We start from the raw sequence: 13677 nt of genomic DNA, 5'->3' as shown, positions 1-13677 counted from the left end.
CATGGCCCGCTCCTACAGCTGCCCGGCACCAGCCCACCCAAACCCCAAGCCCCACGCATAAAAAAGCGCGCCCGAAGGCGCGCTCTTGTACTACTCAACAGCGGTCAGCGCGGTTCGCTCATCAGGCCTTTGACGATCGACACGCAGCCCACCAGCAGCACGATGGTGAACGGCAAGCCGGTCGATACCGCCATGGCTTGCAGGGCCACCAGGCCGCCGCCGAGCAGCAGGGCGATGGCGATTACGCCTTCGGTAATCACCCAGAACACGCGCTGCGGTACCGGGGCGTTGACCTTGCCGCCGGCGGTGATGGTGTCGATCACCAGGGAGCCTGAGTCCGACGAGGTGACGAAGAACACGATCACCAGCACGATGCCGATAAAGGAGCTGATCTCCGCCAACGGCAGTTCCGCCAGCATGGCGAACAGCTTCAGCTCCAGCGCGGCGTCCTGCACGCCGGTAAAGCCGTCGCCCACCAGTTGGCTGATACCTGTGCCACCGAAGGCGGTCATCCACAGCACCGACACCAGGGACGGCACCAGCAGCACGGCGATCAGGAACTCGCGCACGGTGCGGCCACGGCTGACCCGGGCGATAAACATGCCCACGAATGGCGACCAACTGATCCACCAGGCCCAGTAGAAGGCGGTCCAGCCCTGGCTGAAGTTGGCGTCTTCACGGCCGATCGGGTTGGACAGCGCCGGCAGGTGTTGCAGGTAGGCCCCCAGGTTGTCGAAGAAGCCGGTGAGAATGGCCAGGGTCGGGCCGGCGATGATGACGAACAGCAGCAGCAGGATGGCCAGGACCATATTCAGCTCGGACAGGCGCTTGACGCCCTTGTCCAGGCCGGCCAGCACCGACAGCAGGGCGATACCGGTGATGCCGATAATCAGCAGCACCTTGCTCAGGTCGGTGGCGGCGACGCCGAACAGGTGGTCCATGCCGGCGGCGGCCTGCTCGGCACCCAGGCCGAGGGAGGTGGCCAGGCCGAACAGGGTGGCGAACACCGCGAGGATGTCGATCACATGGCCCGGCCAACCCCACACCCGCTCACCGAGTAGCGGATAGAAGATCGAGCGGATCGACAGCGGCAGGCCCTTGTTGAAGGAGAACAGCGCCAGCGCCAGGGCGACGATGGCGTAGATCGCCCAGGGGTGCAGGCCCCAGTGGAAGATGGTGGCGGCCATGCCCAGGCGCGCAGCGCCCTCGGCATCACCGGCGGCACCCGCGAGCGGCGACCAGTCGGTACGCAGGCCATCTTCGCCGACACTGACCCCGCCCATCGCGGCGGAAAAATGCCCCATGGGTTCGGCCACGCCGTAGAACATCAGGCCGATGCCCATACCGGCGGCGAACAGCATGGAGAACCAGCCCAGGTAGGAGTGGTCGGGGGTGGCGTCCATACCGCCCAGGCGCACCTTGCCCAGCGGCGAGACGATCAGGCCCAGGCACAACAGTACGAAGATATTTGCCGCACCGAGGAAGAACCAGGCCAGGTTGCTGGTGAGCCAGCCGCGGATGGCGCTGAACAGCGGTTCCACTTCGTTCTGCAGGGCCAGGGTCAGCACCACGAACAGCACCACGGTGAGTGCGGAAATGCTGAAGACCTTGCCGTGAATGTCGAGGGCGAACAGGAACTGCCCTTTGATATTGTCCTGACCGACCACGTAGTCGGTGTCGATCAGATTGGCGGCCCCACTCGGGGCCGGTATGCCATCCAGATTTGCCGCATCTGGTTGCGGGGTCGTGTCAGACGAAGGGTCTTTTCCCATATGGAATGCTCCTTAGGCGTGTGGCACGCATTACGCGCACGAGGACGGATTGCCCTACTCGTACAGCCGCCAAACCGGCAACTGAGCCGGACAGGGTAACAGCCATAGCCCATCGCTGCAGGCACAAAGCCAGGATTGGCGGCCATTGCAGCCCATTTAGCGCCCGTTTTGCTGGCCAAAACGTCAGATTTTTCCGGCACGGGCTCCCTCTGAGGCATGCAATTGGCTATGGTTGCTGTAGCCCCTATGCCGTTATGTCGAGAGCCCGTGCCATGACAGTCCTTCTTCCACTGCTGGTCTGTCTGACGCTTGCCTTCAGCCCTGCCCTGCGCGCGCAGACCTTCACCGTGGGGGTCGAGCTGCAGCCCTATATGCCCTATTCGAATGTGCAGGATGGCCAGTACCTGGGCTATGGCCGCGAGCTGCTGGACGCCTTCGCCGCCCACCAGGGCCATGAGTTCATTTATCGGCCGCTGCCGGTACGGCGCTTGCTCAGCGACTTTATCGGTGGCCGGGTGGATTTGAAGTACCCCGACAACCCGCGCTGGAACGCCGATATCAAGCGCGGCCATCAGGTGCACTTCAGCCGCGCGGCGGCTCCGGCCATCGACGGCATACTGGTCAAACCGCAGCACCTCAACCAGGGCAAGGCGCGCCTGCGCCGCCTCGGCACCCAGCGCGGTTTTACTCCCTGGCCCTATCTGGAGGATATCGAGGCGGGGCGGATCATCCTGATCCAGGCCAACCAGATCGACTCGCTGCTGGCCATGGCCATGAGTGACCGGGTCGATGGCGTCTACCTCAACCCGCAGGTGGTGGCGTACCACCTGCGCAGCAACGGCATGGACAGCAATGCCCTGGTATTCGACCGCAACCTGGCTTACCAGGATGACCACTACTTTCTCTCGAGCATCCAGCACCCCGAGCTGATCGAGCAGTTCGATGCCTTTCTCAGCAGCCAGGCCGAACAGGTACAGGCCCTGAAGGCGCGCCACGGCATTGTCGAGCCATAGCGCCAGACGCAAAGCCTGTGGCGTGGGGAAGAGTGGCCTGCTTGCACAGGCCGCATTGGGTAAGGTGACGCGCAGGCCTCGTAGGGTGCGCTATGCGCACCGAGAATTTGCAGCCGTCTCTGGTACACGCGGCGCACCCGACGAGAGACCCGCCGACGCTGACGCCGGAGCAGCGCCCTAACGCAATGCGCCCTGCACCAGCAGCTCGCTGTGCCGGCTGCGTTGTTCACTGCGCACCCGCGAGCGGCGCTTCTTGGCCCAGATAACAATGCCGGTCAGCGACAGCATGGCCACCGCCAGCCCCAGCAGCGACACCAGGATGCGCCCCGGCAGGCCGAGGATACGCCCGGAGTGCAGGGGGAACTGCGCCTGCATAAAGATATCCCCGGCGCTGCCGCTGCCCGGTATCAGGGTGCCCGCCAGTGCGCCGCTCTGGCCGTCCAGGTACAGCCAGGGGTTGCCCAGGCCGCCGTCGCCGTGGTCGTTCTCCGCGGTGTAGAAACCCACGCCGTAGACATCGAACTCCGGCGAATAGAACACCCCGCCAGGCGGTTTCTCCAGGCCCAGGCGCGTCGCTTCGGCGGCCGCCAGGCTGACCGCCTCGGCGCGGCTGATGCCCGGTTGCGGCTGCTCGTCGAGGCTGACCGGGGTGCGGCTGGCGAAGGGGCTGGGGGTCAGCGGCGAGAACAGCTCGACCAGTGGCCGGGTCACCTGCACGTTGAGGTTCATCGACACCGAGGTCACCGCCAGGATCAGCAGCAGGCCCCAGATCCAAACGCCGCCGGAACGGTGCAGGTCGAAGTTGAGCTTGTAGCCGCCCTGCTGCCAGCGGAAGGCGAACGACTTGCGCCAGGCGCGCCAGCTGGGAAACGACAGCCACAGGGCGATAAAGGCGTCCAGGCTCCAGACGATGGCGACGATGCCGAACAGCAGAATGCCCAGCTCGAGGCCGAAGCCGTCGGGGATATGCAGGCTGTAGTGCAGCTTATAGAGGAACGGCATAAGGTTTTCGCGGCTCAGCGATACCGCGCCCCACATGCGCCGCCCCTGTTCCTCGCCGGTCACCGGGTCGAGGGCCACCTGGTTGAAATCCAGCTCATAAGCCTTGCCGGTGGCCGGGTCGATGCGCGGATTGACGCTGAGGCCGAAGGCATGACCCGGCTCGGTGTACAGCGGCATAAAGCCGACCTGCAGCCTTGGGTCGCGGGCTTCCAGCTGGGCGGCAAGGGCCTGCGGCGTTTGCACCGGGCCTTCACTACGGGCCTCGAACAGCTGCGGGTTAAGCCACTCGTCGACTTCGTGATCCCAGGAGATCACCGCCCCGGTCAGGCCGGAGACAAACAGGAACACGGCGATAAACAGGCCGAACCAGCGATGCAGAACAACAAAGGCGGAACGCATGGGCTATCTCGTTACGGTAAGTGGCGGCGCGCCGCCAGCCTGCTCGGGCCACGGCGCAGCGGCGTTCTAGTAGTTCCAGCTGACCGTCATGCTGGCGTTGCGCGGGGCACCGTAATAGGCCTGGGTCCAGTACAGGCTGGTCAGGTACTTCTCGTCGGTGAGGTTGTTGAGGTTGGCCGACACCGTCCAGTTGCGGTCGATCTCGTAGCTGGCCATCAGGTTGACCAGGGCGTAGGCGTCCTGCTCGGCGATGCCGTTACGGATATCGTCCTGCCAGCTCATGCTGGCCCCGACCTTGAGCTGCTCCAGCCCCGGGATGCGATAGGTGCTGGAGGCGCGCAGCATATGCTTGGGCGAGTAGGTGACGGCGTGCTGGTCCTCGGCATCGCGGATATCGACAAAGGTGTAGCCGGCGGTGGCCTGCAGGCCTTGCAGCAGTTCGCCGGAGACTTCCACTTCGTAGCCTTCGCTGGTGATGCCTTGCTCGCCTTTATAGAAGACGGTGCCACCGTTCATCCCGGCCACCGCGGCGACGTTGTCCTGCTCGGTGCGGAACACCGCCAGGCTCAGGTTGACCTTGTCGTCGAGCAGCTCGGCCTTGATCCCGGCTTCGTAGTTGACCCCTTCGACCGGGGCCAGGCGATTACCGCTGCTGTCCTGCTTGGTCTGCGGGTCGAAGATCTCGGTGTAGCTGGCGTAGACCGAGTACTGCTCGTTGAGGTCGTAAATCAACCCGGCATAGGGCACCACTTCGTTGTTGTACGAGGTGGACTTGCTCGATCCGTAGCTTGTGCCCTCACTGTCGACATCAACCACGCGCACGCCGGTGATCAGACTCAGGCTGTCGCTCAGGCTCCAGCGCGCGGCGGAGTATACGCTCTGCATGCGGTCGGTGAAGTCGCTGCCATTGGTGCCGTTATCGTTCAGCGGTCGCGGGAAGCTGCCGGTCCAGTCTTCCAGCGGCGGCAGGGCGGTGCCGGTGGTGGAGTCGTACCAGGACATATCCTCCAGCTCGGATTTCGACCAGCTGCCGCCCACTACCAGCTCATGCTCGCGCCCGGCCAGGGCGAAGGGGCCGCTGGCGTAGAGGTCGGCGATCAGCTGCTTGTTCGTCTCCTGGTATTCGGAGGGGTAGCTGAACAGGCCCAGACCGGTGTCGCGGTCCGGGGTGCCGTACACATAGAACAGCGAGCTGTCGCCCTTCTTCTCGACATGGGTGAGTACGGCCTTGGCCTGCCAGCCGTTGGCGAAGTTGTGCGCCAGCTCGGCGAAGCTGCGGTTTTCCTGCATGTCCCAGTAGGCCCAGTCGGTCGAGGTGCTGGTGGAACGCGAATAGTCGGTGGCCGAGCCATCGCTGAAGTTGAGCGGCAGCGCGCCCCACATAGGGCTATTGGCGTCGCTCTTCTGCAGGGTGTGGCCGAGGGTGAACAGGGTGCTGTCGTCCAGGTCCACCTCGATCACGCCGTGGAAGATGTTCTTCTCGCGGGAATAGCGATCCAGGTAGGAGTCCTTGTTTTCGTTGGCGTAGACCGCGCGGCCACGCACATTGCCGGACTCTGTCAGCGCGCCGGAAACGTCGACATCGATGCGGCGCTTGTCCCACGAGCCGGCGGTCAGGTCGACGCGCGCCTGGGGGGCCAGGGTCGGCCGCTTGCGCACGAAGTTGATGGTCGCCGAGGGGTTGCCGGTGCCGGACATCAGGCCGTTGGCCCCGCGAATGACCTCAACCCGCTCGAAGATCGCGGTATCCAGATCGCCCTCGACGTTGCCGTAAACGAAGGGGATGCCGATGCCGTCGTACTGGAAGTTGGTGATGTCGAAGCCGCGAGCGCTGTAGTAGGTGCGGTCGGTTTCGACCTCCTGGACCTGAATCCCGGTGGTGTACTTGAGCGCATCGTTGACGCTGCTCAGCTTGAAGTCCTGCAGCTGCGCGCCGGTGATGGTGGAGATCGATTGCGGGGTCTGCCGCGGCGTCAGCTCCAGCTTGGTGGCGGCGCTGCTGGGCGCGGCCTTGTAGCTGTCGGGCTGGGCGGCATCACTGCTGCCGACGACGGTCTGGGCATCGAGTTGCACTGCAGCGTCTTCAGCGGCCAGGGCATGGTTGAAACTGCAGGCGGCGGCGACGGCCACGGCTAGACGGGTCTTTCTACAAAACACAAGGACTCTCCCCAATGCGAATATCGAATGCCCTGCAGGGTCGTCCTTGCTTGCAGGAGGTACTCACCAGCACGCGCGCATCGGCTGCCCAGGCACGCCAATTCAAATGCTAATAATTATCGATTTGATTTTCGCAGCAGTTCGTCACCCTCGTCAACGCAATTGAGGTTTATTATCTTTTAGCATCAATTATCGAATGCACCCTTGGCCAAGGGGCTGACGGGCACCCTCAATCAGCGCGGTTGCAGGCCGCCGCAATCGGCCGAAACCCAGCGCGCATGGCTTTGCATGCTGCTGTTCTGGCCGCCATAGGTGCCCTGCACCTGGGTGGTGAATTCCTTGTCGCTGAGAAAGCGCGTCTCGCCTTCGCCCTGCCCGTCCGGGCAGCTGAAACGGAATTTCCACAGCTCGGCGCTGCGCTCGGTGACTTCATGGCTACAGCCTGATTCGGGGTCCTGCAGGGGAATCTGCTGGGCCTTGATCTGCGCCTCGCTCATGCACACGCGCACGCCCTTGTCGCCCAGTTGCACGCCCTGCTGCGCCATCATCTGTTCCATCATCTGGCGCTGCTCGGGGGGCAGGTTTTTCATCTGCGCGAGCATCGTCTCCATGCCCGGCACGGCCTGGCCGTCGACCTGCATATTGTTCGAGCTGATTTCCCACAGGCCGGGCTGGATCTCCATGGCGCTGGCCAGGGCGGGCAACAGGCAGAGGCTGAGTAGCAGGGGGTTGATAAGGACGCGGCGCATGATCGGCTCCTGAGGTGGGTTCGCGACCCTGCAAGCGTAGACCGCTGTGTAGACCTGTGCGCCTGATGGGCTACGCCGCGCAGCAGAACGCCTGAATCTACCGCGCAGCTAAGCCCATCCGGCTTTCGAAGGCCTGAATGTAGCCCGGATAAGCGCAGCGTAATCCGGGGCACCGCGATCCCGGATTGCGCCAAGGCTTATCCGGGCTACAAAGGTTCTGTCGTAGCAGCAGCGGGGGCACCCAGGCCCATCGCCGCGAATGGACATATTTATCAGCCTCAAAGCCCCTACCGAAGATCTGCAAGAGCTGGGGACATAGCTGGAGGGTGCTAAGCCATCAATTGGCTGACGGGTTAGACCCCTCTACGGGGTCACTTCCTCGCGGTAGATCTGCAGGCCGCGGGCCTGGTAGTTGGCCAGGGCGCTGGGGTGATCGAGGCTGCAGGTATGCACCCAGACCCGCGTGGTGCCGGGCCAGGCCCAGGCGGATTGCAGGGCGTGGGTCAGCAGCGGACCGCCAAAGCCCTGGCCGAAGAAGGCCTCGGCCAGGCCGAAATAGAGAATCTCCACCGCGCCGTCAGCATCGCGCAGCAGCTCGTAATACCCGGCGATGGCCCCCTGGTGATAGGCCACCCAGGTGCGGTGATTGGGCTGCTCGATCAGCGCGCGCCACTGCGCGTCCGTCCAGCTGAGTTTGTCGGTCCACTGCCAGGGCTCACCGACCAGTTGGTAGAGAAAGCGGTTGAGCTGGAACTGCTTATGTTGGCATTCGACAACGCTCAAATCGACCGGCAGGGCCTTGGCGCGGATCTGTTCGGGGTGCTGCATTTCCAGGTAATAGGTGATGGTGCTCATAACATCCTGCTGGTGGGGCGAGCCGCTACTGGTTGGGCTGTCATCGGAATTGTGGGGTGCGCTGTGCGCACCAACCCAGGTTGCAAAATGCTGGTGCGCACAGCGCACCCTACGGGCAAGAATACGAGCTGAGCCATAATGAACAAAACCCCCACCGGCTGCGCCAAATGGGGGTTCTCCTCTACAACAGCCAGGGCTTGTGGCCCGGGAGCGAACGCAGCCTTAGCCGTCGTTCTGGCCTGCCGCCGAGGCGGCCGGGGAGCTTTGCTCACAGCTCCAGAGTTCCAACGCCGGCTGGGTCGCTTGTGGCGGGCCGAGCCATTCACTCATCGAGTGGCAACGCTGGTTGAAACACAGTTGATAATCCCCTGCCTCGGGGGTTCGCCCCAAACGCAGTGGCTGCAAGGGTGGTAGCTGACGCTGGTAATGCCAGCTGCCCTCGCGCAGTTCGGCACCGTCTGGAATCTCCATACCGGCCCCGGAACCCTTGACCCGCGCCTCGCCGAGCAACAGCCCCTGCGGCGTAACGCGGTAATCCTCTTCCCAACGTATTTTCTCGATCGTATGCGTCCAGGCCAGGGTAAAGGCCGGCACGGGCAACTCGGCCCATACCGCCCCGGCCAGGCCCAGACACAGGCCGATCACGCCGCCGCCATCTGGCCGCGATGGGCGCGCCAGAAGTGCTGAGCGATAAAGATCGCCGCCAGGGCGAAGCCGATCTCATCGCTCATCGGCGTGGCCAGGATCAGACTGGCACCGGCGGCGAAACCGAGCGCGCGTTCCCACCAGGGCATCTTGGCCTGCAGAAAGCCGGTAAAGATCGCGCCCCAGATGCCAATCGCCAGGGCCGCCTTGAGCACCACATAGACGGTCGCCAGCAGGCTGTCGCCCTGCAGCATCAGCGCCGGCTCGTACACCGCCATAAAGGGCACGATAAATCCGGCCACGGCGATGCGAATCGCCCACAGGCTGATCTTCAGCCCGCTCTCCTTGGCAATCGGCGCTGCGGCGAAGCAGGCCAGCGCCACCGGCGGGGTGAGGTCAGCCATGATGCCGAAATAGAACACGAACATATGCGAGACGATCAGCGGCACGCCCAGCTCCAGCAGCGCCGGCGCGGCGATCGAGCTGGTGATGATGTAGTTGGGAATGGTCGGAATACCCATGCCCAGCACCAGGCAGGTGAGCATGGTAAGGATCAGCGAGAGGAACAGGTTGTCCTGGCCGATGGCGAGGATATAGCCGGCGAAGGTCGAGGCCACCCCGGTCAGCGAGACCACGCCGATGATCACCCCGACCAGGGCGCAGGCGATGCCCACCGGCACCGCATGACGGGCACCTTCCACCAGCGCGTGCAGGCAGATCACCAGAGTGTCGCGCCCGCCTTTGACGAACCAGCAGATCGCCACCAGCAGCGCCACCACGCCGAACACCACGCCGATGCCGAGCTGGAAGAAGCCGGCGCAGAGCACGCCCAGAGCAATCCAGAAAGCGAAGCGCATGACCTTGGACGACACCCGCAGGATGATCGCCGAGCCGAGAATCACGATGGCGGTCAGGGCCAGGCCGACCATCCCGGAGAACAGCGGCGTGCGCCCGGAGAACAGCAGGTAGATCAGCACGAACAGCGGGATCAGCAGGTACCAGCGCTGCTTCACCGCGGCCCAGGGGTTGGGGCACTGGTCCTTGGGCAGGCCGCGCAGGTTGGCACGCTTGGCCTCCAGGTGAACCATCCAGAACACCGAGCCGAAGTACAGCAGGGCCGGAATCAACGCGGCCTTGGCCACCTCGAAGAACGGCACGTTGATCGTCTCGGCCATGATAAAGGCCACCGCACCCATGATCGGCGGCATGATCTGGCTGCCCATCGAGGAGGTCGCCTCGACGCCGCCGGCAAACGCCGGCTTGTAGCCGAAGCGCTTCATCAGCGGGATGGTGAACTGGCCGGTGGTGACCACGTTGGCCACACCCGAACCGGTGATGGTGCCCATCAGCGCCGACGACACCACCGATACCTTGGCCGGGCCGCCGAGCTTGTGGCCGAACAGGCCCATGGCGAAGTCGGTGAACAGCTTGATCATGCCGGCCTGTTCGAGGAACGCGCCGAACAGGATAAACAGGAAGATATAGGTGGCCGAGACATAGGTCGGCGTGCCGTACAGACCCTCGGTGCCGAAGGCCAGCTGGTTGACGATCTGGTCCAGGGCATAGCCGCGGTGCATCAGATCACCGGGCAGGTACTGGCCGAACAGGCCGTAGACCAGAAACAGCGCGCAGATAAAGGGCAGAGCGATGCCCATCACCCGCCGCGCGGCCTCGAACACCAGCACGATTAGCATCAGGCCAATCACCATATCGGCCTGGGTCAAATCGCCGGAGCGCTGGATCAGATCGGCTTCGAAATACCACTGGTAGAACGCCGTGGCCATGCCGGCCAGGCCGAGCAGCCAGGCCATGGGCTGCCAGGGCTGACCGCGGCCGCGCAGCGGGAAGCAGAGAAACACCACCATCAGCAGAAAGCCGACGTGCACGGCACGGAGGATCTGGCTGGACACCGGGTGAAAGGCCGCGGTGATGATCTGGAAAATGGAAAACAGCAGCGCGACATAGAACAGCGCTTTCGGCCAGTCGCCAGGATTGGCGGCGAGGCCTTGGTTGTGGTCGCTCATGGAGCTAATGCCCTCGTTACAGCATAGGAAGCACAAGAGTCGCCAACAAAACCTGCCGTGCCCTGCACGCCGGTTTTATTTGCAGCTCTAGAAATAAGGAGGCTTGGGTAGGATGGGTTGAGCGCAGCGATACCCATGCTGCATGGGCACTCGCCTTCGACATCGCTTGATGGGTTACGCCGCTGCGCGGCTAACCCATCCTACGAACGTCTGTGCTCAAACTATCCTACCCGGCCAACCCTTCGGCAGCCTTACAGTGCGCCAACTTCCTTGTAGAAGCGCTCGGCACCCGGATGCAGCGGAATCGGCAGGCCCTTGGCCGCGCCTTCCAGCTTGATGTCCTTGGCCGCCGAGTGGGCATTGCCCAGGCGCTCGAGGTTGTCGAACATCAGTTTGGTCATCTGGTAGGCCACTTCCTCGGACACGCCGTCATGGCTGACCAGGATGTTCTGAATGGCCACGGTCGGTACATCGCTGTCCTGGCCGTCATAGGTACCGGCAGGAATCGAGGCGGCCTGGTAGGCGGCGTTGTCGATCTTGGCGGTGATTTCGGCCGGGATGGCGACGAAGTTGATCGGCAGGGTGGCGGCCAGATCGCGGATCGCCGCCATGCCCAGCCCCGAGGATTGCAGGGTGGCATCCAGCTGACGGTTCTTGATCAGCTCGACCGACTCGGCGTACGGCAGGAACTCGACCTTGCCCATGTCTTCATAGCTCAGGCCGGCGGCCTTGAAGATGGCACGGGCATTCAGCTCGGTACCGGACTTCGGCGCGCCGACGGAAATGCGCTTGCCCTTGAGGTCCGCCAGGGTGTTGATGCCGGACTCCTTGTTGGCGACGATCTGGATGTAGTTGGGGTAGGTGCCGGCGATGGCGCGCAGCTTTTTCAGCGGCGTCTTGAAGCCGGCATCTTCCACGCCATTCCAGGCGTCGGCCACCGAATCACCGAGGGCCAGGGCCAGCTCGCCGCGGCCGCTCTGCAGCAGGTTGAGGTTTTCCACCGAAGCCTTGGTCGCCTGCACCGAGGTCTTCGAATCGGCGATGCCATTGCTGTACAGCTGCGACAGGCCGACGCCGATCGGGTAGTACACGCCGCTGGTGCCGCCGGTGAGGATATTGATAAAGGTCGGCGCGGCGAGTACCGCGGTGCTGGCAGTAAAGGCCGCAGCAGCGGCAAACAGGCTGAGTCGTTTGGTCATTCGCATGGATCAATCTCCGTTGTTGTTATGGCTTTAATGCAGAGGTTTCACTGTAGACGCTGTGCGCCGCCCAAGTGGCGGAGCCGTGCCTTGGCTAGCTGAATGGCTGAAAGAGACAAGTGCCCGCACCCGGCCGAAACCGTGCGCGCAAGAGGTGGCGTTGTGCAGCTGGGCGAGCGTGGCTCGCTGGGGATGCTTGGCAGTTCATAGGCTAACCTCTTGTCTTTCTTATGCTGCCCGCGGCAATTAAGCGCGTGGCTGACAAGAGCTATAGCAGAAGCCGTGCCAGACGTCGAAAAGCCCGTCCTAGAGCCTTTACCCTGATCAGTACGGCCAGCCTGGCGGCTGTAGCGAGCGGAAATCCGCCAGTGAAAAAACTTAGATAAGCGAAATTCCGCCGACTAGATCACCTGTAGCCCTGATAAGCGCAGCGCACGGTCCCTGATTGCGCCAAGGCTTATTCGGGCTACAGGCTGGGCGCGGGCTTTCAATCCTCGTCGCTGCTACCGGCGGTGCGATAGCTGCTGCGCTGCAGGCCGTGGCGCTGCATCTTCTCGTTGAGGGTGCGCCGCGGCAGCTGCAGCAGCGCCATGACCTCGGCGATATTGCCCTGACAATGCTGCAGGGCGCGGTGCAGGCACTGCGCCTCGAAGGCTTCCATCTGCTCGGCCAACGATTGCAGCGGCGCACCCGCGGCGCTCTCCACCCCGCCACTCAAGCCCAGGGCATGGCGCTCGGCGGCATTGATCAGCTCGCGCACATTGCCCGGCCAGTCGTGCCCGAGCAGGCGCGCCAGCTCGCTGGGCGACAGGGCCGGCATCTCCCGCTGGTTACGCTGCGCAGCCTGCTGGGCGAAGTGCTCGAACAGCAGGGGAATGTCCTCGCGGCGCTCGCACAGCGGCGGAATACGCAGGCTGGCGACATTCAGGCGGTAGTACAGGTCTTCGCGAAAACGCCCGGCCTTGACCTCGTCGAGCAGGTCCGGCTTGACCGCACTGATGACCCGCAGATCGACCCGGATGCTCTTGTTCGAGCCCAGGCGCTCCAGGGTTTTCTCCTGCAGCACGCGCAGCAGTTTGACCTGCTGGGCCAGGGGCAGGCTTTCCACCTCGTCGAGAAACAGGGTGCCGCCATCGGCGTGTTCGATGCGCCCGATGCGCTTGCCCTGAGCGCCGGTAAAGGCCCCGCTTTCATGGCCGAACAGCTCGCTTTCGAACAGGTGCTCGGGAATCGCCGCGCAGTTCAGCGCGACGAAGGGCTTGCCGGCGCGGGCGCTGAAATCGTGCAGGCAGCGCGCGACCCGCTCCTTGCCACTGCCGGTGTCACCGCGCAGAAGGATGTTCACCGAGGTGCCGGCCAGCTCGAGGATCTGCCGGCGCAGGTTTTCCATCGGCTTCGATACGCCAAGCAGTTGCGCCTCGATCTGGTCCTTGCGGGAAAACTGCTCGCGCAGCTGGCGGTTCTCGCAAACCAGGCGGCGCTTGTCCAGGGCGCGGCGCACGCTGTCGAGCAGACGCTCGGGGGTGAAGGGCTTTTCGATAAAGTCGTAGGCACCCTGACGCAGTGCCTGTACCGCCATGGGCACATCGCCGTGACCGGTAACCAGGATCACCGGCAGGTCGCGATCCAGCTCCAGCAGCTTGTCCAGCAGCTGCAGGCCGTCGGTGCCAGGCATACGCACATCGCTGACCACCACCCCGGCAAAGTCGCGGTCGATGAGCGCCAGGGCCTGGGCCGCGCTGGCGCAGCTGCGCACATGCAGACCGGACAGCTCCAGCCACTGCTGCACGGCCTCACGGATTGCCGCTTCATCGTCGACGACTATCACTTGCCCGGTCATATCACCTCCTGATCAATCGGCG

General features: G+C 63.8%; 10 protein-coding genes. 1 reads left to right on the top strand and 9 read right to left on the bottom strand.

The annotated features are described in order from the left end of the window. Positions 1 to 104: 104 nt before the first annotated feature. Positions 105 to 1772, bottom strand: a complete 1668-nt coding sequence (locus tag WMW70_RS19030) for a BCCT family transporter (RefSeq protein WP_341439027.1) — start codon at positions 1770 to 1772, stop codon at positions 105 to 107. A 272-nt stretch (positions 1773 to 2044) separates the two neighbouring features. On the opposite strand from WMW70_RS19030, the gene WMW70_RS19025 reads away from it, so the two are divergent. Then, a complete protein-coding gene (locus WMW70_RS19025) occupies positions 2045 to 2785 on the top strand; it encodes a substrate-binding periplasmic protein (protein WP_341439026.1) in 741 nt (246 codons plus the stop codon). 177 nt (positions 2786 to 2962) lie between these two features. Here the strand turns inward: WMW70_RS19025 and WMW70_RS19020 are convergent, their stop codons facing one another. From WMW70_RS19020 to WMW70_RS18985, 8 genes are all read right to left on the bottom strand, one after another. After that, positions 2963 to 4186, bottom strand: coding sequence for a PepSY-associated TM helix domain-containing protein (locus WMW70_RS19020; RefSeq protein ID WP_341439025.1), 1224 nt, complete (start codon positions 4184 to 4186; stop codon positions 2963 to 2965). Positions 4187 to 4252: 66 nt separating this feature from the next. Further along, positions 4253 to 6343, bottom strand: coding sequence for a TonB-dependent siderophore receptor (locus WMW70_RS19015; protein ID WP_341439024.1), 2091 nt, complete (start codon positions 6341 to 6343; stop codon positions 4253 to 4255). Positions 6344 to 6576: 233 nt separating this feature from the next. Then, positions 6577 to 7092: a DUF3617 domain-containing protein gene (locus tag WMW70_RS19010; protein ID WP_341439023.1), complete on the bottom strand. Its 516-nt coding sequence runs from the start codon at positions 7090 to 7092 to the stop codon at positions 6577 to 6579. A gap of 363 nt (positions 7093 to 7455) precedes the next feature. Beyond that, on the bottom strand, positions 7456 to 7947 hold the full coding sequence (locus WMW70_RS19005) for a GNAT family N-acetyltransferase (protein WP_341439022.1): 492 nt from the start codon (positions 7945 to 7947) through the stop codon (positions 7456 to 7458). 222 nt (positions 7948 to 8169) lie between these two features. Continuing rightward, complete coding sequence (locus tag WMW70_RS19000; RefSeq protein ID WP_341439021.1) at positions 8170 to 8592, bottom strand: DUF1850 domain-containing protein; 423 nt, start codon at positions 8590 to 8592, stop codon at positions 8170 to 8172. Further along, positions 8589 to 10616: a TRAP transporter permease gene (locus tag WMW70_RS18995; RefSeq protein WP_341439020.1), complete on the bottom strand. Its 2028-nt coding sequence runs from the start codon at positions 10614 to 10616 to the stop codon at positions 8589 to 8591. Before WMW70_RS18995 ends, WMW70_RS19000 begins: the two co-directional genes overlap by 4 nt. A gap of 251 nt (positions 10617 to 10867) precedes the next feature. Beyond that, positions 10868 to 11821 (bottom strand): TAXI family TRAP transporter solute-binding subunit, encoded by a 954-nt coding sequence (locus WMW70_RS18990; RefSeq protein WP_341439019.1) that lies wholly within the window; start codon positions 11819 to 11821, stop codon positions 10868 to 10870. A gap of 481 nt (positions 11822 to 12302) precedes the next feature. Further along, complete coding sequence (locus tag WMW70_RS18985) at positions 12303 to 13655, bottom strand: sigma-54-dependent transcriptional regulator (RefSeq protein WP_341439018.1); 1353 nt, start codon at positions 13653 to 13655, stop codon at positions 12303 to 12305. Positions 13656 to 13677 lie beyond the last annotated feature (22 nt).

Origin of the sequence: Pseudomonas sp. XK-1 (assembly GCF_038069885.1) — a bacterium.
Lineage (GTDB): Bacteria > Pseudomonadota > Gammaproteobacteria > Pseudomonadales > Pseudomonadaceae > Aquipseudomonas.
Note: the sequence above shows the minus strand (reverse complement) of the source record. Positions and strands in the feature narration are given on the sequence as shown.